Genomic DNA, 19,508 nt, shown 5'->3' with positions numbered 1-19,508 from the left:
CGACAACGTCTCGATGGATGTCGAGCTGATCGCGCCGATCGCCATGGACGAGGGGCTGCGCTTCGCCATCCGCGAGGGCGGCCGCACCGTCGGCGCCGGCGTCGTCGCCAAGATCGTCAAGTAGGGCATCGGGCAGGGACACGGGCCTTACGGTCATGGACAGCCAGAACATCCGCATCCGCCTCAAGGCGTTCGATCACCGCGTGCTGGACGGCAGCACGCGGGAGATCGTCAACACGGCCAAGCGGACGGGCGCGCGGGTGCGCGGGCCCATCCCGCTGCCGACGCAGATCGAGCGCTTCACCGTCAACCGCTCGCCGCACATCGACAAGAAGTCGCGCGAGCAGTTCGAGATCCGCACGCATCGTCGCCTTCTCGACATCGTGGACCCCACCCCGCAGACCGTGGACGCGCTCATGAAGCTCGACCTGGCCGCCGGTGTGGACGTCGAGATCAAGATCTGACGCGGGCGAAGGGACAGGACCGATGGCCACCAACGGCCGCACCGGGCTCATTGCCCGCAAGCTGGGGATGACCCGGCTGTTCAACGACGACGGCTCCACCGTGCCGGTCACCGTGCTGCACCTCGACGACGTGCGCGTGGTGGCGAACCGCACGGCGGAGAAGGACGGCTACACGGCCGTCCAGCTCGGCCTGGGCAATGCCAAGCCGAAGAACGTCACGAAGCCGCAGAAGGGCCACTTCGCCAAGGCCGGCGTCGAGGCGCCGCGGAAGCTCGTCGAGTTCCGCGTGCCGGCCGAAGGGCTCGTCGCGCCGGGCACCAGGCTCTCGGCGGAGCATTTCGTGATGGGCCAGAAGGTGGACGTCACCGGCGTGACAGTCGGCAAGGGCTTCGCCGGCGGCATGAAGCGCTGGAACTTCGCCGGTCTCGAGGCGTCGCACGGCGTCTCGATCAGCCACCGCTCGCTCGGCTCCACCGGCAACCGCCAGGATCCGGGCAAGACCTTCAAGAACAAGAAGATGGCCGGTCATCTCGGCGTCGAGCGCGTGACCACCCAGAACCTGGTGGTCGCCGGTCACGACGCGGAGAAGGGCCTGCTGCTCATCAAGGGCGCCATCCCCGGCCCGAAGGGCGGCTACGTGCTGGTGCGTGACGCGGTGAAGCGCGCGCGCCCGGCCGAGGCGCCGTTCCCCGCCGCAGTCGTGGCGCAGGGGTAAGCGACGATGCCGAAGGTTCCCGTCATCACGCTGGACAACGCGCCGGCAGGCGAGATCGACCTGCCCGAGACGCTGTTCGGCGCCGCGCCGCGCGCGGACATCCTGGCGCGCGTCGTGCATTGGCAGCTCGCCAAGCGTCGCGCCGGCACGCACAAGGCGAAGGGCATGGGGGAGGTCTCCGGGACCACCAAGAAGCCCTATCGCCAGAAGGGCACGGGCAATGCGCGCCAGGGCTCGCTGCGTGCGCCGCAGTTCCGCAAGGGCGGCGTGGTGCACGGTCCGGTCGTGCGCAGCCACGAATACAGCCTGAACAAGAAGGTTCGTCGCCTCGGGCTGATCCACGCCCTCTCGGCCAAGGCCGCCGAGGGCAAGCTCGTGGTGCTGGATGCGGCGGCGGCCGGCGCGGAGGCCAAGACCTCCGCCATGGCTGCGAAGCTGAAGGCGCTCGGCTGGGCCAGCGCGCTGGTGGTGGACGCGACCGTGGACGAGGGCTTCGCCCGCGCCACGCGCAACCTGCCGAAGGTGAACGTGCTGCCGACCATCGGCGCCAATGTCTATGACATCCTCCAGCATGACGTGCTGGCGGTGACCCGCGCGGGCGTTGCGGCGCTCGAGGCGCGGCTGAACGGGGAGACCGCGGCATGAGCGAGGCCGAGGCCAAGCCGCGCGGCGTGCAGCTGACCGCCGAGCGCATGTACCAGGTGATCGTGTCCCCGGTGGTGACCGAGAAGGCGACCCGACTGAACGAGTTCAGCCAGGTGACCTTCCGCGTCGCGCTGGACGCCACCAAGCCGGAAATCAAGGCGGCGGTGGAGAAGCTGTTCTCGGTGAAGGTCGAGGCGGTGAACACGGTCGTGATGAAGGGCAAGACCAAGCGGTTCCGCGGCCGGGAAGGCCGCCGGTCCGACTGGAAGAAGGCGGTGGTGCGGCTGCAGGCCGGCCAGACCATCGACCTGACCACGGGGCTCGCGTGACGCCATGGCGCTGAAGAACTTCAATCCCGTCACGCCCTCGCTGCGCGGCACGGTCCTGATCGACCGGTCGGAGCTGTGGAAGGGCAAGCCGGTCAAGCAACTGACGGTCGGCAAGACCTCGTCCGGCGGCCGCAACAACCACGGCCGCACCACCGTCCGCTTCCGCGGCGGCGGACACAAGAAGTCGTACCGTCTGGTGGACTTCAAGCGTCGCAAGTTCGACGTGCCGGCGACGGTCGAGCGCCTTGAGTATGACCCGAACCGCACGGCCTTCATCGCCCTGATCAAGTATCAGGACGGCGAACTGGCCTACATCATCGCGCCGCAGCGCCTGAAGGCGGGCGACACGGTGGTGAACGGCTCGAAGGGCGCGGACATCAAGCCCGGCAATGCGATGCCGCTGGCCAACATCCCGGTCGGAACGATCATCCACGCGATCGAGCTGAAGCCGGGCGCGGGCGCGAAGATCGCGCGCTCCGCGGGCACCTTCGCGCAGCTGGTCGGCAAGGATGCGGGCTACGCCCAGATCAAGCTGATGTCGGGCGAGCTCCGCGTGGTGCGGGCCGAGTGCATGGCCTCGATCGGCGCGGTGTCCAACCCCGACAACTCGAACCAGCAGATCGGCAAGGCGGGCCGCGCGCGGTGGATGGGCTTCCGCCCGCACAACCGCGGCGTCGCGATGAACCCGATCGACCACCCGCATGGCGGCGGTGAGGGCCGCACCTCCGGCGGCCGTCACCCGGTCACGCCGTGGGGCAAGCCGACCAAGGGTGCGAAGACGCGCAACAACAAGGCGACCGACCGGCTTATCGTCCGGCGCCGCAACGCGACGAAGGGCTGAGCGAGAATGCCGCGCAGCGTCTGGAAGGGGCCGTTCGTGGACGGCTACCTGCTCAACAAGGCGGAGGTGTCGCGCGCTTCCGGCCGCAACGAGATCATCAAGATCTGGTCGCGCCGGAGCACGATCCTGCCGCAGTTCGTGGGCCTGACCTTCGGCGTCTACAACGGGAAGAAGTTCATCCCGGTGCAGGTGACGGAGAACATGGTCGGGCACAAGTTCGGCGAGTTCTCGCCGACGCGCACCTTCAACGGCCATTCGGCCGACAAGAAGGCGAAGCGGGGCTAGTGGCGCCATGAGCAAGCCGAAGCACGAGCGCACGCTCGACGAGACCGAAGCGCAGGCCATCCTGCGCAACATCCGCGTCTCGCCGCGCAAGCTGAACCTGGTGGCCGCGCTGATCCGCGGCCGCACGGCGCAGGATGCCGTCGCGACCCTCACCTTCTCCAAGCGCCGCATCGCGCAGACGGTGAAGAAGACGCTGGAGAGCGCGATCGCCAACGCCGAGAACAACCACCAGCTCGACGTCGACCGCCTGGTGGTGGCGCGCGCCGAGGTGGGACGGTCGATCGTGATGAAGCGCTTCCACGCGCGCGGCCGCGGCCGTGCGTCCCGCGTGGAGAAGTGGTTCAGCCACCTGAAGATCGTGGTCGCCGAACAGTCGCCCGAGGCGCCGGCGCAGCAGGAGGCCGCGTAACATGGGCCAGAAAGTCAATCCGATCGGGCTGCGGCTCGGCATCAACCGCACCTGGGACAGCCGTTGGTTCGCCAACGCCGACTACTCCCGGATGCTGCACGAGGACCTGAAGCTGCGCCGCACGCTCCGCGAGCGGCTGAAGGGCGCCGGCGTGTCGCGCGTGGTGATCGAGCGCCCGGCGAAGAAGCCGCGCGTGACGATCCACGCCGCCCGCCCGGGCGTCGTGATCGGCAAGAAGGGCGCCGACATCGAGGTGCTGCGCAAGGACCTGGCGAAGATGGCCGGCGCCGAGGTGGCGCTGAACATCGTCGAGATCCGCAAGCCTGAGATCGACGCGACGCTGGTGGCCGAGAGCATCGCCCAGCAGCTGGAGCGCCGCGTCGCCTTCCGCCGCGCGATGAAGCGCGCGGTGCAGTCCGCCATGCGCCTCGGCGCCGGCGGCATCCGGATCAACTGCTCCGGCCGTCTCGGCGGCGCCGAGATCGCGCGCATGGAGTGGTACCGCGAAGGCCGCGTGCCGCTGCACACGCTGCGGGCGGACATCGATTTCGGCACCGCGACCGCGAAGACCACCTATGGCACCTGCGGTGTGAAGGTGTGGATCTTCAAGGGCGAGGTGATGGCCCATGATCCGATGGCGCAGGACAAGCGCGCCGCGGAACAGGCGCCGCAGCGCTGAAGTGGTGAAGTGAGATGCTGCAACCGAAGCGCACCAAGTTCCGCAAGGCCCACAAGGGCCGCATCAAGGGCGTCGCGAAGGGTGGGTTCAGCCTGACCTTCGGCGGCTTTGGCCTGAAGGCGCTGGAGCCCGAGCGGGTGACGGCGCGCCAGATCGAGGCCGCGCGCCGCGCGATCACCCGCGCGATGAAGCGCCAGGGCCGCGTCTGGATTCGCATCTTCCCGGACGTCCCGGTCTCGACCAAGCCGGCCGAGGTCCGCATGGGCTCCGGCAAGGGCGCACCCGAATACTGGGTGTGCCGGGTGAAGCCGGGCCGGATCATGTTCGAGCTCGACGGCGTGCCGAATGACATCGCGCGTGAGGCGCTGAGCCTCGGCGCCGCGAAGCTGCCGATCAAGACGAAGATCGTCACGCGCCTCGGCGCGTCGCCGGCGGAGGCCTGATCATGGCGATGACCAAGATTGGCGATGTCCGGGCCAAGAGCGCGGACGAGCTGCAGGAGATGCTGGTCGGCCTGAGGAAGGAGCAGTTCAACCTGCGCTTCCAGCGGGCGACCGGCCAGCTCGAGGCGGTGGGGCGCATCAAGGAGGTGCGCCGCACGATCGCCCGGGTGAAGACCATCATGGCCGAGCGCGACCGCGCTTCGGCGAAGTCGTAAGGGGTTCCGGACGATGCCGAGGCGCGTCCTCACGGGCCGTGTGGTCAGCGACAAGACCGACAAGACGGTGACCGTCCTTGTCGAGCGTCGCGTGATGCACCCGCTCTACAAGAAGTTCATCCGGCGCTCGAAGAAGTACTCGGCGCATGACGAGGCCAACCTGTGCAAGCAGGGCGACCTGGTCTCCATCGAGGAGTGCCGGCCGATCAGCAGGACGAAGTCCTGGCTGGTGGTGTCGCGCAACGGCGAGGCTGTCGCGCGCCCGGCCGGCTTCGAGGTCGCGGCGGCGGACGCCGCGGCGCAGCCCGCAGCCGCGGGGGCCTGAGCCATGATCCAGGTCGAATCCAACCTCGACGTCGCCGACAATTCCGGTGCGCGCCGCGTCCAGTGCATCAAGGTGCTGGGCGGCTCGAAGCGGAAGGTGGCGAGCGTCGGCGACGTCATCGTCGTCTCCGTGAAGGAGGCGATCCCGCGCGCCAAGGTGAAGAAGGGCGAGGTGCATCGCGCCGTCATCGTCCGCACCGCCTATCCGGTGCGGCGGATCGACGGCACGGCGATCCGCTTCGACGGGAACGCCGCGGTGCTGATCAACAAGCAGGGCGAGCCGATTGGCACGCGCATCTTCGGACCCGTTGTCCGTGAGCTCCGCGCGCGCAAGTTCATGAAGATCATCTCGCTCGCGCCGGAGGTCCTGTAAGGCCATGGCCGCGAAGATCAGGAAGGGCGACCGGGTCCAGGTTCTGGCCGGCCGCGACAAGGGCAAGCGCGGCGAGGTGATCCGCGTGGTGCCTGACGAGAACCGCGCCTTCGTGCAGGGCGTGAACATGGTGAAGCGGCATGAGAAGCCGCAGGGCATGAGCCGGCCGGGCGGCATCACGGAGAAGGAGGGTCCGATCGACCTCTCCAACCTCGCGCTGCTGGATCCGAAGACCGACAAGCCGACCCGCGTCGGATTCAAGACGCTCGAGGACGGCAAGAAGGTCCGCGTGGCGAAGGCCTCGGGCGAGGTGATCGACCGATGAGCGGGACGAAGAAGGGCGGCGCTGCGCCCAAGAAGGGTGGCGCCAAGCCGGCGGCCAATGCGAAGGCGGCGGCCGCCAAGGCTGGCGGGCGCGAGGGCGGCGGGCAGGCGGCGACGAATGTCTCGGCGAAGGCGGGGCCGGCCGCGGCATCTCCGCCGGAGCAGCCGCGCCTGCGCAAGCACTACGACGAGGTCGTGCGCAAGCGCCTGGTGGAGGAGTTCGGCTACAAGAACCCGATGGAGGTTCCGAAGCTGGACAAGATCGTCATCAACATGGGCGTCGGCGAGGCGGCGGGCGACCAGAAGAAGCTCGATGCCGCGGTGGCGGAGCTGATGGCGATCTCCGGCCAGAAGCCGGTCAAGACGCTGGCGAAGAAGGCGATCGCCGGCTTCAAGATCCGCGAGGGCCAGGCGATCGGCTGCAAGGTCACGCTGCGCAAGGCGCGCATGTACGAATTCCTGGACCGCCTGGTCACCATCGCGCTGCCGCGCGTGCGTGACTTCCGCGGCATCCCCGGCAATCGCGGCTTCGACGGGCGCGGCAACTACGCCATGGGCCTGAAGGAGCAGATCGTGTTCCCCGAGATCAACTACGATCGCGTGGACACCATCCGCGGGATGGACATCCAGTTCGTCACCACGGCGAAGACGGACAAGGAAGCGAAGGCCCTGCTCAAGGCCTTCGACCTGCCCTTCGCCAACTGAACCCGTTTGGAAAACCGCCGGGGCGCACCCTCGGCAGGTTCCGGAGGACCTGAGACGACATGGCCAAGACCTCGTCAGTCGAGAAGAACAACCGGCGCGCGCGGCTCTCGAAGCTGCACGCCGCGAAGCGCAACGCCCTCAAGGCGGTGGTGATGGACCGCGCGCGGCCCGTCGAGGAGCGCTTCGAGGCGACGCTGAAGCTCGCCCAGCTGCCGCGCAACGGTGCCAAGAACCGCGTGCGGCTGCGCTGCGAGCTCACCGGCCGTCCCCGCGGCAACTACCGCAAGTTCAAGCTGAGCCGGAACATGCTGCGGGAGCTGGCCAACACCGGCCAGATCCCCGGTGTCGTCAAGGCGAGCTGGTAAGGAGGGCCGCGCATGTCGCTGTCCGATCCGCTGGGTGACCTGCTCACCCGCATCCGCAACGCCCAGGCCGCACGGCAGAGCCGCTGCGTCGCCCCGGCCTCGAAGCTGCGCGAGAACGTCCTCGACGTGCTGAAGCGCGAGGGCTACATCCGCGCCTTCGCGACCGAGGAGCTTCGCCCCGGCGTGAAGGTCATCCAGATCGAGCTGAAGTATTCGGAAGGCGAGCCCGCCATCAAGGAGATCCACCGGGTCTCCAAGCCGGGCCGGCGCGTCTATTCGAAGATCGCGGAGCTGCCGAAGTTCTACTCCGGCCTCGGCATCTCCATCCTCTCCACGCCGAAGGGCGTGATGAGCGACCACGAGGCCCGCACCGCCAATGTCGGCGGTGAGGTCCTCTGCCGCGTGTTCTGAGGAGGGCAGGGGAATGTCTCGCGTCGGGAAGTACCCGGTGCCCGTCCCGGCTGGCGTCCAGGTGGCGCTGCAGGGCCGCACCGTGGTGGCCAAGGGCAAGAACGGCGAGCTCAAGCTCGAGCTGACGGATGCCGTGGACGTGGAAGTGGAGGGCAGCCAGGTCGCGGTGAAGCCGCGCGGCGACGACCGCCGGTCGCGCACGCTGTGGGGCACCACGCGCAGCCTGATCCAGGGCATGGTGACCGGCGTCTCCACCGGCTTCACCAAGTCCATGGAGATCACCGGCACGGGTTACCGCGCCGCGGTGCAGGGCAGCGACCTCGTGCTGAACCTCGGCTACAGCCACGAGATCCGCTATCCGGTGCCGAAGGGCATCAAGATCACCTGCGAGAAGCCGACCTCCATCAAGGTGGAGGGCGCGGACAAGCGCCAGGTGGGCCAGGTGGCGGCGGAGATCCGCGCGTATCGCGGGCCGGAGCCCTACAAGGGCAAGGGCGTGCGCTACGACAACGAGGTGATCCTCCGGAAGGAGGGTAAGAAGAAGTAATGGCCGACAAGCTCGCATTGCAGGCGCGCCGCCGCGCGCGGCTGCGCTACCAGCTGAAGCTGAAGTCCGGCGGGCGCCCGCGCCTCTCGGTCTTCCGTTCGGGCAAGCACATCTACGCGCAGGTGATCGACGACGCGCAGGGCCGCACCCTGGCTGCGGCGTCGAGCATCGAGAAGCCGATGCGCGAGAGCCTGAAGACCGGCGCCGACAAGGATGCGGCGACTGCGGTGGGCAAGCTGGTGGCGGAGCGCGCCCTGGCCGCCGGGGTCTCCAAGGTCGTCTTCGACCGCGGGCCCTATCTCTACCACGGCCGCGTGAAGGCGCTGGCGGAGGCTGCCCGCGAGGGCGGCCTGGCGTTCTGAGGAGTTCGGGAATGGCACGGGAACCCAGGACCGGCGGCGAGGGCGGCGAGGGCGGCGACCGCCGTCGCGGCCGCGGCCGCGACCGCGACCGGGACCAGCGGCAGGAGCGGACGGAAGGCGACGAGCTGAAGGACAAGCTCGTCACCATCAACCGCGTCGCCAAGGTGGTGAAGGGCGGCCGCCGGTTCAGCTTCGCGGCGCTCGTCGTGGTGGGCGACCAGAAGGGCCGCGTCGGCTGGGGCGCCGGTAAGGCCCGCGAGGTGCCGGAGGCGATCCGCAAGGCGACGGAGCGTGCCAAGCGCGGCATGATCCGTGTGCCGATGAAGGAAGGCCGTACGCTGCACCACGACATCATCGGCGAGTTCGGCGCTGGTCGCGTGATCCTGCGCGCGGCGCCGGCGGGCACCGGCATCATCGCCGGCGGTCCAATGCGCGCGGTGTTCGAGACGCTGGGCATGGGCGACGTGGTCGCGAAGTGCACCGGCACCACGAACCCGCACAACATGGTCAAGGCGACCTTCGCGGCGCTGCAGCGGACGACCAGCCCGCGCGCCGTCGCGGCGCGCCGCGGCAAGAAGGTCACCGACCTGCTCGGCCCGAAGAAGGAAGCCGAGCCGGCGGCGGAGGCAGCCAGTGTCTGAGAGCCAGAAGAAGACCGTGAAGGTGACCCAGACCGGGTCGCCGATCGGCCGCAAGCCCGGCCAGCGCGAGACGCTGATCGGGCTGGGCCTGAACAAGATGCACCGGACGCGCGAGCTGGAGGACACTCCGGCCGTGCGTGGGATGATCCGCAAGGTCTCCCACCTGGTGAAGGTGGAGGGCTGATCCATGCCCAAGCTCAATGAGATCCGCGACAACGACGGTGCGCGGGACAAGTTCAAGCGCATCGGCCGCGGCATCGGCTCCGGCAAGGGCAAGACCGGCGGGCGCGGCGTGAAGGGCCAGAAGGCGCGCACCGGCGTGCGGCTGAACGGGTTCGAGGGCGGTCAGCTCCCGATCTACCGGCGCATGCCGAAGCGCGGCTTCGTCAATCCGTTCCGCAAGGACTATGCGGTGCTGAACATCGGCGCGCTGGACAAGGCGATCGAGGAAGGCCGCCTGCCTGCCGGCCAGCCGATCGACGAGGCGGCGCTGAAGGCGGCGGGCCTGGTGAAGACCTCCTCCAAGCTGGCGGGCGTGCGCCTGCTGGCCAAGGGCGAGATCAAGCGCGCCGTGACGCTGACTGTCACAGGCGCCTCCGCCGCGGCGGTCGCGGCGGTGCAGGCGGCGGGCGGCACGGTGACCACCACCCTGCCCGTGGCGGCCGAGGCCGCTGCCGAAGGCTGACGTCCCGATGGGCCGCCCTTGCACCGGCGGGGTGCGGGCGGCAATTTAGGCTGGGTGCGAAGCGGCGTCCCGGGCAAGCCCAGGGGCGCCGCACTCGCTAGGAGACGATCGCATGGCGTCCGCCGCCGAACAGCTCGCGGCCAATCTCAACCTCGGCGTCCTGTCCAAGGCGACCGAGCTCAAGAAGCGCATCTGGTTCACGCTGGGGGCGCTCATCGTCTACCGCATCGGCTCCTACGTGCCGGTGCCGGGCGTGGACGCGGCCGTGATGGGCGAGCTGCTGACCCAGATGGGCGGCGGCATCCTTGGCATGTTCGACATGTTCACCGGCGGTGCGCTGGGGCGCATGACCGTCTTCGCGCTGAACATCATGCCCTACATCTCGGCCAGCATCATCGTGCAGCTGATGACGGCCGCCATTCCGTCCTGGGAAGCCCTCAAGAAGGAGGGCGAGACGGGGCGGAAGAAGCTGAACCAGTACACCCGCTATCTCACGCTCTTCATCGCGATCTTCCAGGCCTACGGCATCGCGATCGGCCTCGAGTCGCTGCGCGGCAGCTTCGGGCCGGCGGTGCACGATCCCGGTTGGTTCTTCCGCATCTCCTGCGTGATCACGCTGGTCGGCGGCACCATGTTCCTGATGTGGCTGGGCGAGCAGATCACCGCCCGCGGTGTCGGCAACGGCATCAGCCTGATCATCTTCGCCGGCATCGTCGCGAACCTGCCCTCCGCCCTGGCCAGCACGCTGGAACTCGGCCGCACCGGCGCGCTGTCCACCTTCTTCATCATCTTCTTCCTGCTGGCCGCGCTCGGCATCATCGCCGCGGTGGTGTTCATCGAGCGCGCCCAGCGCCGGATCCCCGTGCAGTATCCGAAGCGCCAGGTCGGCAACCGCATGTTCGGCGGCGAGAGCACGCACCTGCCGCTGAAGCTGAACACCGCCGGCGTGATGCCGCCGATCTTCGCCTCCTCGCTGCTGCTGCTGCCGGCGACTTTCGCGGCCTTCCAGACCGACCGGACGGAGCCCTCGATCCTCGGCGACATCGCCAACATGCTGGCGCATGGGCAGCCGCTCTACATGCTGCTCTACCTGGTCGGTATCGTGTTCTTCGCCTTCTTCTACACCGCGGTGGTGTTCAACCCACAGGAGACGGCGGACAACCTGCGCAAGTACGGCGGCTTCGTGCCGGGCATCCGGCCGGGCCAGCCCACGGCGGAGTATTTCGACCGCGTGCTGACCCGGCTGACGGTGGTTGGTGCCATCTACCTGGCGCTGATCTGCCTGATCCCGGAGATCCTGATCGCGAATTATGGCGTGCCCTTCTATTTCGGCGGCACCTCGCTGCTGATCATCGTCTCCGTCACGATGGACACTGTGGCGCAGGTGCAGTCGCACTTGTTCGCGCACCAGTACGAAGGCCTGATCAAGAAGGCGCGGCTGGGCGGCCGCGGCACGCAACCGGGGGGACGCGGACGATGAGGCTGATCCTGCTGGGTCCCCCGGGGGCCGGGAAGGGCACTCAGGCCAAGCGGCTGGAGGAGCGCTACGGCATAGCGCAGATCTCCACCGGCGACATGCTGCGCGCCGAAGTGAAGTCGGGTTCCCCGATCGGGCTAGAGGCCAAGGCCATCATGGAACGCGGCGACCTGGTTCCGGACGCCATCATCACCGCCATGCTGGCGCTGCGGGTGCAGAAGCCGGACTGCGTGAATGGCTTCATCCTGGACGGCTTCCCCCGCACCGTGCCGCAGGCCGAGGCGCTGGACACCATGCTGCGCCAGCAGCGCATGGACCTCGACCATGTGATCGAGCTGAAGGTGGACGACGCCGCCCTGGTGGAGCGCATCGCCGGCCGCTTCACCTGCGCGAAGTGCGGCGAGGGCTATCACGACAGTTTCAAGAAGCCGGCCAAGGCGGGCGTCTGCGACGCCTGCGGCAGCACCGATTTCGTCCGCCGTGCCGACGACAAGGCCGAGACGGTGGCGGCCCGGCTGGAAGCCTACCACCGCCAGACGGCGCCTCTGCTGCCCTTCTACGGGGCGCAGGGCAAGCTGAAGCAGGTGGATGGCATGGCCGAGATGGACGAGGTGACCCGGCAGCTCCAGGCGATCCTGGGGCCGCCGCCCACGAAGGCTTGACTCGCGGCGCGGGGGCGGGGTAATGCGCCGCCCTCGCGGTCCGGGGGATCACCCCCGGCCGTCCTTCGCCGTTGCATGACCGGACCTTGACCGGAACGCTGGCCTCGGCCGGCGGAAACCTTGACGACCGCCGGCTCCGCCGGCCTTGAGGGGCTGACAGGCCCCGTGAGGAGAGACGCACCGTGGCGCGCATCGCCGGCGTGAACATCCCGACCAACAAGCGGGTGCTCATCTCGCTTCGCTACATCTATGGGATCGGCCCGAAGAACGCGAAGGACATCACCGAGCAGCTCGGCATCCCCGAGACGCGGCGGGTGAACCAGCTGACGGACGAGGAGATCCTCCGCATCCGCGAGCTGATCGACCGCGAATACCGGGTGGAGGGCGACCTCCGCCGCGAAGAGGCGATGAACAAGAAGCGGCTGATGGACATGGCCTGCTACCGCGGCCTGCGTCACCGCAAGGGGCTGCCGGTCCGCGGCCAGCGCACGCACACCAATGCGCGCACGCGCAAGGGCAAGGCGGTCGCGATCGCCGGCAAGAAGAAGGTGACGAAGTAAGATGGCTCGCGAACCCCGCGGCGGCGCCGGCGCCGGCAACCGGCCTCGCAAGAAGGAGCGGAAGAACATCAGCTCCGGCGTGGCGCATGTGCTGGCCAGCTTCAACAACACGGTGGTGACCATCACCGACGCGCAGGGCAACGCGATCGCGTGGTCCTCGGCCGGCAGCCAGGGCTTCAAGGGCAGCCGCAAGTCCACCCCCTACGCCGCGCAGGTCGCTGCCGAGGACGCCGGCAAGAAGGCCCGCGAGCACGGCATGGAGACGCTGGAGATCCAGGTCTCGGGCCCCGGCTCGGGCCGCGAATCAGCGCTGCGCGCGCTGCAGGCCGTGGGCTTCTACGTCACGGCTATCCGCGACGTGACGCCCATCCCGCACAACGGTTGCCGCCCGCGCAAGCGCCGCCGCGTCTGACGCTGCGCGGGGCCTGGCCCCGCCGCTGACGCTGACGCGCCGCCTGTCCGGGACGAGGGAAGACATGATCGAGAAGAACTGGCGCTCGCTGATCGAGACCAAGAAGGACGTCGAGCTCGGCGCCGATCCCACGCGCACGGCGACCATCGTCGCCGAGCCGCTGGAGCGGGGCTTCGGCATGACGCTCGGCAACGCGCTGCGCCGCATCCTCCTCTCCTCGCTCCAGGGCGCGGCGGTGACGGGCATCCGCATCGACGGCGTGCTGCACGAATTCAGCTCGATCCAGGGCGTCCGCGAGGATGTCACGGACATCGTGCTGAACGTGAAGCAGCTGGCCATCCGCTACCAGGGCGACGGTCCGAAGCGCCTGGCGCTGACCGCCACCGGCCCGGGCGAGGTGACCGCCGGCCAGATCCAGACCACCGGCGACATCGAGATCGCCAACCCGGACCTGGTGATCTGCACCCTCGACGACGGCGCGCGCCTGTCGATGGAGCTGACCGTGGATACCGGCAAGGGCTATGTCCCGGCCAGCGAGAACCGGCCCGAGGACGCGCCGATCGGCCTGATCCCGGTGGACGCGATCTACTCCCCGGTGCGCCGCGTGGCCTACCAGGTGCAGCCCACCCGCGTCGGCCAGAAGACCGACTACGACAAGCTGGTGCTGACGGTGGAGACCGACGGCACGGTGACGCCGGAGGACGCGGTCGGCATCGCCGCGCGCATCCTGCAGGAGCAGCTGCAGCTCTTCATCAACTTCGAGGAGCCGCGCCAGCGCGTGGTGGAGGAGGTCCGCGACGACCTGCCCTTCAACCGCAACCTGCTCCGCAAGGTGGACGAGCTGGAGCTGTCGGTCCGCAGCGCGAACTGCCTGAAGAACGACAACATCGTCTACATCGGCGACCTCGTGCAGAAGACCGAGCAGGAGATGCTCCGCACGCCGAACTTCGGCCGGAAGTCGCTGAACGAGATCAAGGAAGTCCTCGCCTCCATGGGCCTCGGCCTCGGCATGACCGTGCCGGGCTGGCCGCCGGAGAACATCGAGGACCTGGCGAAGAAGCTGGAGGAGCCCTTCTGAGGGCGGCCCTGGGATACTGAGGAACAACGACAATGCGTCACGGGGTTTCCGGCCGTAAGCTCGGCGTCACCTCCACCCACCGGGTGGCGATGCTGCGCAACATGGCGACCAGCCTGATCAAGCACGAGCAGATCACCACCACGCTGCCCAAGGCGAAGGAGCTGCGCCCCTATGTCGAGCGCATCATCACGCTCGGCAAGCGCGGCGACCTGCACGCCCGCCGGCAGGCCTATGCGCAGATCCGCGACGAGAAGGTGGTGGACAAGCTCTTCACCACCATCGCGGAGCGCTACAAGGAGCGGAAGGGCGGCTACACCCGCGTCCTGAAGGCCGGTATGCGCTACGGCGACGCCGCCGACATGGCGGTGATCGAGCTGGTGGAGCGCGACGTCACGGCCAAGGGCCAGGACAGCGGCCCGAAGCCGGAGGCGACCGAGGAGGAGCAGGAGGCGGCGTAACGCCCCACCTGCCGCAGATCACGCGAAGGGCGCCGCAAGGCGCCCTTCGTCGTTGTGGGAGGCCGCGATGGACGCGAACTGGCGCGCACTGAACCGGGCCAACTGGGATGAGCGCGTGCCGATCCATCTCGGCCCGCGCGGCTACGACCTCTCCTCCCAGCGCGCCGGACGCGGCCGGCTGGATGCGATCGTGGAGGCGGAGCTCGGACTGGTGGCCGGGATGCGGGTGCTGCACCTGCAGTCCCATCTCGGCGACGACAGCATCGCGCTCGCCCAGCGCGGCGCGGCGGAGGTGGTCGGCGTGGATTTCAGCCCCGCCGCGGTTGCCGCCGCCACGGCGCTCGCCGCCGAATGCGGCGCGCCGAACGCCCGCTTCGTGCTGTCCGACGTGCTGGAGGCGCCGGCCGCCCTGCCGGACGAGGCCGCGCGCTTCGACCTTGTCTTCACCAGCTGGGGCACGGTCTGCTGGCTGCCGGACATCGCGGCCTGGGCCCGCAGCGTCGCCTTCTTCCTGAAGCCCGGCGGCGCCCTGTACTTCGCCGATGCGCATCCCCTGATCCGCTGCTTCGACGCGCCCGACGGCCGGCTGGACGAGGCCGGCCGCCCCCTGCCGGTCATTCCCTATTTCGAGCGCGCGCCGCTGCATTTCGACGACGCGACGGACTACATGGACGCCGCCGCGCGGCTGGCGAACACCCGCACGGTCGAGTGGATGCACACGCTCTCCGACATCCTCGGCGCGCTGCGCGAGGCCGGGCTGCGCCTCGACTGGCTGCGGGAGCACCCCCGCATCGCCTGGCGGATGTTCCCGAACCTGGTCCGCGATGCGGAGGGCATGTGGACCTGGCCGGATCGGCCCTGGCTGCCACTGGCGGTCAGCTTCCGCGCGGTGCGCGACGGCGGCTGACCCGCGGCCTCCGCGTCACGACAACTCGAAGCTTTCCTCGGTCACCTCGCCCACGGCCGGCATCGGCATCTCGTCGATCAGCACGGAGACGGCGGACGGCGGCTCTGTGGCGGCCATTCCGACCCAGCCGGGCGCCGCGGCCAGGGTCGCGGCCAGCAGAACCAGGCCGGTCAGGGCTATGGTGGTGAAGCGGGTCATCGCGGTCTCTCCTGCGTCGTCCGGGGGACCATCCCCCGTGCGACGCAGGCTGCGCCGATCCGCCGGCAGCCGCTGTGCGCGACCGCACAGGCCGTGCGGCGGGTCAGCGCCGCGCGATGCCCGTCGCTGCCAGCACCTGCGCCCAGAGCTGCAGTTCGCGTGCCTTTTCCTGCAGGAAGGGGCCGCCGGCCATGCCGTCGGGGATGAAGCCCAGCTCCGCCATGCGCGGCGCCAGGCCAGCGTCGAAGGCCGCCTCCCGGAAGGCTGCGTGCAGCTGGTCGATCACCGGCTGCGGCGTGCCCGCGGGTGCCAGCAGGCACCACTCGGACCCGCCCGGGATGCCCGGATAGCCCTGCTCGGCGAAGCTCGGCACGTCGGGCAGGGCGGGATTGCGCGCGGTGCCGGCGGTGCCCAGCGCCACCAGTTCGCCGGACTGCACATAGGGCTTGCCGTTGCTCGCGCCGTTGACGGTCAGATTCACGTGGCCGCTCACCACGTCCGTCAGCGCCTGGCCGCCGCTGCGGTACGGGACATGCGTCATGTCGAAGCCGGCTCGCTGCTTCAGCAGCTCCCCGATCAGCTGTGAGACGGTGGAGGAGGTCGCGAAGGTCACGCGTCCCGGTTCCGCCCGCGCCCGCGCAACCAGCCCCGCGATGTCGCGCGCCCCGAAGCCGGGATGGGCGTAGAGCAGCACCGACCCCGTCGCGACGCGCATCACCGGCGCCAGCTCCGTCAGCGGGTCGAATGGCATCCGCTCCCGCAGCACGCGCGCCATGTAGGGGCTGGAATCGCTGAACAGCAGCACATGCCCGTCGGCCGGCGCGCGCACCACCACCTCCGTGCCGATCAGGCTCTCGCCGCCGCCGCGGTTCTCGATGACGATGGAGGTGCCGAGCAGCGCCGCCGCCTTCGGCGTGACGAGCCGGGCGAGGATGTCCGTCCCGCCGCCCGGGCCGGCGGGGATGACAATGCGGATCGGGCGGTTGGGGAAGCCGCCCTGCGCCAGGGCGGGGAGCCCGGCGCCGAGGCCGAGGCCACTCGCGATCAGGGTCCTGCGCCGCATCCGCGATCTCCCGTCCCGGGCAGGGCCGCCCGGCGCGCGCCAGCATCCACCGGCGCGGGGCCGGGCGGCAACGGCGTTCAGCGCCCCCCGTCGCGCGCCGCGCGCAGTTCCAGCCGCGTCAGCCACAGCCCGGCGCCGACGATGATGGCGACGCCGAGCAGCATCACCGGCTCCGGCACCTCGTGGAAGAAGATCCAGCCGAACAGGATGCCCCACAGGATCATCGCGTATTGCCAGGGCACCACCACCGGCGCCGGCGCCAGCGCGAGCGATTTCGTCACCGCCATGTGCGCCACCACGCCGACCACGCCCAGCAGCATCAGCAGCCCGGCATCCGGCAGCGTCAGCGGCGTCCAGGCGAAGGGCGCCATCACCAGCCCGAACAGCAGCGCCCCCGCCATCTGGTAGGTCGCCAGCACGGCGGCCGAGGTGCCGCGCAGCGCCCGCGTGGAGAGCAGATAGGCCGAATAGACGCAAACGCCGATGATCGCGACCAGCGTCGGCAGCCAGCCGCTGTCGAGCCCCGCGCCGAGCGCCAGGATCACGCCGACGAAGCCCACCACCACCGCGGCGAAGCGCCCGCGGTCCAGCTTCTCCTTCAGCAGCACGGCGGAGGCGATGGCGACGAAGATGGGCGTTGCCATCCAGAAGGCCATGGTGTCGGCCAGCGGCATCATGCCGACCGCCCAGTAGAAGCAGGCGACCTCGATCGTGCCGGCCGCGACGCGCGCGGCCTGCAGCCCCGGCCGGCGCGGCGCCAGCAGGTGCGCCATGCCTTCACGCCAGATGAAGGGCGCCAGGATCAGCAGCGCCGCTATGCTGCGCAGCACCAGCACCTGCGCGACCGAGTAGGTCGCGACCAGCCATTTCCCCAGCACGTCGTTCAGCGAGAACGCCAGCACCGCCGCCGACATCAGCGCGATGCCCGCGACATGCTGATTCGGCTCTCCACGCATCCCGTCTCGTTCCCCGGCCACGGCGGTCCTTATCGCCCGGACGGGCCCGGGACCAGCGCAGCCCACCCTTGAATGTCAGCCGCCTGGATTTGACTCAGACGCGTTCCAGATTCGGGGCGGGGACGAAGAATGGAGAATTGTATTCGCGCCGAGGAGTTTCCCGCTTCTCAGTAGGCTAAGCGGCGAGGGATCCCAGCCTCGTGTCGAATCCGGTTCTCGCAGAATGCCGGGAGTGTCGCGAGATGAAGCGGGTTATATGCAACGCCGTACGTCGGGCCGAAGCTGCTTGCCACTTGGCATCCGACCGTTTCGCTTTCCTCCTCCGCATTATCCTGCTTCATAGTGCCAGTGAGCATGTGCAGTCCGTGGATTAGCTCGTGCGCGAGGGTAATGAAGGGCGGAAGGTAGCCGTTTGCGCCAATGAATGAGCCGGCAGAACTACTCCAATCCATGTTTGCTGTGCTGCCTAGGGGAAACCCAGCCACCCCCATAGCGCTTTGTTGATTGTCGGCCATCATGTTTGGGGAGGTGAGGTTCATTGCTCCGCTCCCGTTGCCCGTCTTGAATGTTTGATATGCAACCTCGTTTATCTCAACTAGATTGCCGAAGCGGTTGCTGAGCCCGGGCGGCAAGACGTTCGCGCCATCTACTTGTCGAAGAAAGACGATGAGAACGCCAAGCGGGAGACCGGGCTTTCGATAGCCCGGCTTTGCCATGCGAATACTCTTCAGCAACTCGAAGCCAGTGGGTAGCTGCTCGATCTGCTTGAGGCAGTCAATAAGGTTGCTGAGCCAGAATACAGCGTCGCCAACAAATGCATCATCATAGGCGAAGATGCGGTAACCTGGGACCAGCTTGAGCGCCATGCTCTCCTCCATTGCATGCGCTTAGAGTAGGAATCGATCCGAAATCGAGTCAATCGGTCGGATTCTCCCCCCGGTTCCTGCATCGCTACGTAGCCGGCTCGCAGGGATTCCCGGCGGCGGGCCGTGTTCGCGGGTCTCGGCCGCCTACTTCGGCGGTTGGTCATGACCCCGTAGTTTGGGCGTAGGGCCCGCGATCTACTCGGCCCTGATGTTCGCCTCGCGCACCAGCGTGGCCATCGCCGCGCGGCCCTCGGTGACGAAGCGCGCGAACTCCGCCGGCCGGCTGGTCACCGGCACGCAGCCGATCTGCACCAGGCGCTGGCGCAGCGTGGGCACGGCGATGGCCTCCGCCAGCGCGTCGTACATCGCGGTCACCACCGCGGGCGGCGTGCTGGCCGGCCCGAACAGCCCGGCCCATTCGTTGGATTCGAAGCCGGGATAGCCCTGCTCCGCGATGGTCGGCACGTCCGGCCGGCTCTCCACCCGCGTCGCCGTCGCCACGCCGATGAAGCGCGCCCGACCGCCATCCACCACCGGACCGGCCGAGACCAGCGTGGTGAACACCGCGTCGATCGCGCCGCTCGCCAGGTCCTGCGCCGCCGCGGCGCCGCCGCGATAGGGCACGTGCACCACCTCGATCCCCGCCACCTTCGAGAAGGCCGCGAGCCCGAGATGCCCCGCCGTCGCGTTGCCCTGCGTGCCGACGGTGATCGCGCCGCGCCGCGCCTTCGCCGCCGCCACGAACTCCTGCAGCGTGCGCGCCGGGAAATCGGCCTTCACCGCGACGGCCGAGGGGAAGGTCACCACCAGCGAGATCGGCGCGAAGGCGGTCGTATAGTCGAAGGGCAGCCCGCGCAGCAGCGACGGGTTCACGATGTGACTCGACGCGTCCCACAGGAAGGTGTGCCCGTCCGTCGCGCGCGCCACCTCGTTGCCGCCCAGGCTGCCGGAGGCGCCGGTGCGGTTCTCCACCACGAAGCCCTGGCCCAGCTTCTCGCCCATGCGCGGCGTCAGCACCCGCGCCGCGCTGTCCGCCGCGCCGCCGGCGGCGAAGGGCACGACCAAGCGGATGGAGCGGCTCGGCCAGGCGGCCTGCGCGCGCGCGGCGG

The 19,508-nt window shown here is 69.2% G+C and carries 34 protein-coding genes; 29 read left to right on the top strand and 5 right to left on the bottom strand.

The window, feature by feature from the left end; genetic code table 11:
* The 29 genes from OZN99_RS09350 to OZN99_RS09210 all read left to right on the top strand — a co-directional run.
* A partial coding sequence (locus OZN99_RS09350; RefSeq protein WP_456299879.1) for an EF-Tu C-terminal domain-related protein occupies positions 1-124 on the top strand: 124 nt, incomplete at its 5' end.
* 31 nt (positions 125-155) lie between these two features.
* Positions 156-464 (top strand): 30S ribosomal protein S10, encoded by a 309-nt coding sequence (gene rpsJ / locus OZN99_RS09345; protein WP_270934938.1) that lies wholly within the window; start codon positions 156-158, stop codon positions 462-464.
* A 22-nt stretch (positions 465-486) separates the two neighbouring features.
* Positions 487-1,179: a 50S ribosomal protein L3 gene (gene rplC / locus OZN99_RS09340; protein WP_270934937.1), complete on the top strand. Its 693-nt coding sequence runs from the start codon at positions 487-489 to the stop codon at positions 1,177-1,179.
* A 6-nt stretch (positions 1,180-1,185) separates the two neighbouring features.
* Positions 1,186-1,824 (top strand): 50S ribosomal protein L4, encoded by a 639-nt coding sequence (gene rplD, locus OZN99_RS09335; RefSeq protein ID WP_270934936.1) that lies wholly within the window; start codon positions 1,186-1,188, stop codon positions 1,822-1,824.
* 32 nt (positions 1,825-1,856) lie between these two features.
* Positions 1,857-2,153 (top strand): 50S ribosomal protein L23, encoded by a 297-nt coding sequence (locus OZN99_RS09330; protein ID WP_456299878.1) that lies wholly within the window; start codon positions 1,857-1,859, stop codon positions 2,151-2,153.
* A 4-nt stretch (positions 2,154-2,157) separates the two neighbouring features.
* The gene (rplB, locus tag OZN99_RS09325) at positions 2,158-2,994 is read left to right on the top strand and encodes a 50S ribosomal protein L2 (RefSeq protein ID WP_270934934.1); all 837 of its coding nucleotides are present in this window, start codon (positions 2,158-2,160) and stop codon (positions 2,992-2,994) included.
* A 6-nt stretch (positions 2,995-3,000) separates the two neighbouring features.
* Positions 3,001-3,279: a 30S ribosomal protein S19 gene (rpsS, locus tag OZN99_RS09320; protein ID WP_237216154.1), complete on the top strand. Its 279-nt coding sequence runs from the start codon at positions 3,001-3,003 to the stop codon at positions 3,277-3,279.
* Between the two features lie 7 nt (positions 3,280-3,286).
* On the top strand, positions 3,287-3,688 hold the full coding sequence (rplV, locus tag OZN99_RS09315; RefSeq protein ID WP_270934933.1) for a 50S ribosomal protein L22: 402 nt from the start codon (positions 3,287-3,289) through the stop codon (positions 3,686-3,688).
* A gap of 1 nt (position 3,689) precedes the next feature.
* Positions 3,690-4,367 carry a 30S ribosomal protein S3 gene (gene rpsC / locus OZN99_RS09310; RefSeq protein ID WP_270934932.1) on the top strand — a complete coding sequence of 226 codons (678 nt, stop codon included), beginning with the start codon at positions 3,690-3,692 and terminating at the stop codon, positions 4,365-4,367.
* A 14-nt stretch (positions 4,368-4,381) separates the two neighbouring features.
* A complete protein-coding gene (rplP, locus tag OZN99_RS09305; RefSeq protein ID WP_270934931.1) occupies positions 4,382-4,810 on the top strand; it encodes a 50S ribosomal protein L16 in 429 nt (142 codons plus the stop codon).
* A gap of 8 nt (positions 4,811-4,818) precedes the next feature.
* Positions 4,819-5,025, top strand: a complete 207-nt coding sequence (gene rpmC / locus OZN99_RS09300; protein ID WP_270934940.1) for a 50S ribosomal protein L29 — start codon at positions 4,819-4,821, stop codon at positions 5,023-5,025.
* A gap of 13 nt (positions 5,026-5,038) precedes the next feature.
* Entirely contained in the window at positions 5,039-5,350 is a 312-nt protein-coding gene (gene rpsQ, locus OZN99_RS09295) for a 30S ribosomal protein S17 (protein WP_270934930.1), read from the top strand.
* Between the two features lie 3 nt (positions 5,351-5,353).
* The gene (rplN, locus tag OZN99_RS09290; RefSeq protein ID WP_270934929.1) at positions 5,354-5,722 is read left to right on the top strand and encodes a 50S ribosomal protein L14; all 369 of its coding nucleotides are present in this window, start codon (positions 5,354-5,356) and stop codon (positions 5,720-5,722) included.
* A 4-nt stretch (positions 5,723-5,726) separates the two neighbouring features.
* On the top strand, positions 5,727-6,047 hold the full coding sequence (rplX, locus tag OZN99_RS09285; RefSeq protein WP_270934928.1) for a 50S ribosomal protein L24: 321 nt from the start codon (positions 5,727-5,729) through the stop codon (positions 6,045-6,047).
* 170 nt (positions 6,048-6,217) lie between these two features.
* Positions 6,218-6,751, top strand: coding sequence for a 50S ribosomal protein L5 (gene rplE / locus OZN99_RS09280; protein ID WP_270934939.1), 534 nt, complete (start codon positions 6,218-6,220; stop codon positions 6,749-6,751).
* Between the two features lie 59 nt (positions 6,752-6,810).
* Positions 6,811-7,116 (top strand): 30S ribosomal protein S14, encoded by a 306-nt coding sequence (gene rpsN, locus OZN99_RS09275; protein WP_270934927.1) that lies wholly within the window; start codon positions 6,811-6,813, stop codon positions 7,114-7,116.
* A 12-nt stretch (positions 7,117-7,128) separates the two neighbouring features.
* Positions 7,129-7,527 (top strand): 30S ribosomal protein S8, encoded by a 399-nt coding sequence (rpsH, locus tag OZN99_RS09270; RefSeq protein ID WP_270934926.1) that lies wholly within the window; start codon positions 7,129-7,131, stop codon positions 7,525-7,527.
* 13 nt (positions 7,528-7,540) lie between these two features.
* On the top strand, positions 7,541-8,074 hold the full coding sequence (gene rplF, locus OZN99_RS09265; RefSeq protein WP_270934925.1) for a 50S ribosomal protein L6: 534 nt from the start codon (positions 7,541-7,543) through the stop codon (positions 8,072-8,074).
* On the top strand, positions 8,074-8,436 hold the full coding sequence (rplR, locus tag OZN99_RS09260; protein ID WP_270934924.1) for a 50S ribosomal protein L18: 363 nt from the start codon (positions 8,074-8,076) through the stop codon (positions 8,434-8,436). Before rplF ends, rplR begins: the two co-directional genes overlap by 1 nt.
* A gap of 11 nt (positions 8,437-8,447) precedes the next feature.
* Positions 8,448-9,077, top strand: coding sequence for a 30S ribosomal protein S5 (rpsE, locus tag OZN99_RS09255; RefSeq protein WP_270934923.1), 630 nt, complete (start codon positions 8,448-8,450; stop codon positions 9,075-9,077).
* Complete coding sequence (rpmD, locus tag OZN99_RS09250) at positions 9,070-9,261, top strand: 50S ribosomal protein L30 (RefSeq protein ID WP_270934922.1); 192 nt, start codon at positions 9,070-9,072, stop codon at positions 9,259-9,261. The genes rpsE and rpmD overlap by 8 nt, the downstream gene beginning before the upstream one ends.
* A 3-nt stretch (positions 9,262-9,264) precedes the next feature.
* Complete coding sequence (rplO, locus tag OZN99_RS09245) at positions 9,265-9,762, top strand: 50S ribosomal protein L15 (protein ID WP_270934921.1); 498 nt, start codon at positions 9,265-9,267, stop codon at positions 9,760-9,762.
* Between the two features lie 112 nt (positions 9,763-9,874).
* Positions 9,875-11,242, top strand: coding sequence for a preprotein translocase subunit SecY (gene secY / locus OZN99_RS09240; protein WP_270934920.1), 1,368 nt, complete (start codon positions 9,875-9,877; stop codon positions 11,240-11,242).
* Positions 11,239-11,901, top strand: a complete 663-nt coding sequence (locus OZN99_RS09235; RefSeq protein WP_270934919.1) for an adenylate kinase — start codon at positions 11,239-11,241, stop codon at positions 11,899-11,901. Before secY ends, OZN99_RS09235 begins: the two co-directional genes overlap by 4 nt.
* 182 nt (positions 11,902-12,083) lie before the next feature.
* Entirely contained in the window at positions 12,084-12,461 is a 378-nt protein-coding gene (gene rpsM, locus OZN99_RS09230) for a 30S ribosomal protein S13 (protein ID WP_270934918.1), read from the top strand.
* Position 12,462: 1 nt separating this feature from the next.
* On the top strand, positions 12,463-12,873 hold the full coding sequence (gene rpsK / locus OZN99_RS09225) for a 30S ribosomal protein S11 (protein ID WP_270934917.1): 411 nt from the start codon (positions 12,463-12,465) through the stop codon (positions 12,871-12,873).
* Between the two features lie 64 nt (positions 12,874-12,937).
* The gene (locus tag OZN99_RS09220; RefSeq protein ID WP_270934916.1) at positions 12,938-13,951 is read left to right on the top strand and encodes a DNA-directed RNA polymerase subunit alpha; all 1,014 of its coding nucleotides are present in this window, start codon (positions 12,938-12,940) and stop codon (positions 13,949-13,951) included.
* A 32-nt stretch (positions 13,952-13,983) separates the two neighbouring features.
* Positions 13,984-14,409: a 50S ribosomal protein L17 gene (gene rplQ, locus OZN99_RS09215; RefSeq protein WP_270934915.1), complete on the top strand. Its 426-nt coding sequence runs from the start codon at positions 13,984-13,986 to the stop codon at positions 14,407-14,409.
* Positions 14,410-14,476: 67 nt separating this feature from the next.
* A complete protein-coding gene (locus OZN99_RS09210; RefSeq protein ID WP_270934914.1) occupies positions 14,477-15,316 on the top strand; it encodes a class I SAM-dependent methyltransferase in 840 nt (279 codons plus the stop codon).
* A gap of 15 nt (positions 15,317-15,331) precedes the next feature.
* Here the strand turns inward: OZN99_RS09210 and OZN99_RS09205 are convergent, their stop codons facing one another.
* The 5 genes from OZN99_RS09205 to OZN99_RS09185 all read right to left on the bottom strand — a co-directional run.
* Complete coding sequence (locus OZN99_RS09205) at positions 15,332-15,514, bottom strand: hypothetical protein (RefSeq protein ID WP_270934913.1); 183 nt, start codon at positions 15,512-15,514, stop codon at positions 15,332-15,334.
* Positions 15,515-15,617: 103 nt separating this feature from the next.
* Positions 15,618-16,577 (bottom strand): Bug family tripartite tricarboxylate transporter substrate binding protein, encoded by a 960-nt coding sequence (locus OZN99_RS09200; protein ID WP_270934912.1) that lies wholly within the window; start codon positions 16,575-16,577, stop codon positions 15,618-15,620.
* A 77-nt stretch (positions 16,578-16,654) separates the two neighbouring features.
* Positions 16,655-17,533: a DMT family transporter gene (locus OZN99_RS09195; RefSeq protein ID WP_270934911.1), complete on the bottom strand. Its 879-nt coding sequence runs from the start codon at positions 17,531-17,533 to the stop codon at positions 16,655-16,657.
* Positions 17,534-17,700: 167 nt separating this feature from the next.
* Complete coding sequence (locus tag OZN99_RS09190; RefSeq protein WP_270934910.1) at positions 17,701-18,399, bottom strand: M91 family zinc metallopeptidase; 699 nt, start codon at positions 18,397-18,399, stop codon at positions 17,701-17,703.
* Positions 18,400-18,594: 195 nt separating this feature from the next.
* Positions 18,595-19,508, bottom strand: a 914-nt coding sequence (locus OZN99_RS09185) for a Bug family tripartite tricarboxylate transporter substrate binding protein (protein ID WP_270934909.1), incomplete at its 5' end; no start/stop codon positions are given.

This window comes from Falsiroseomonas oryzae (assembly GCF_027856955.1).
In the GTDB taxonomy this organism is placed as follows: domain Bacteria; phylum Pseudomonadota; class Alphaproteobacteria; order Acetobacterales; family Acetobacteraceae; genus Falsiroseomonas; species Falsiroseomonas oryzae.
This window is presented reverse-complemented; position numbering and strand designations above follow the sequence as displayed.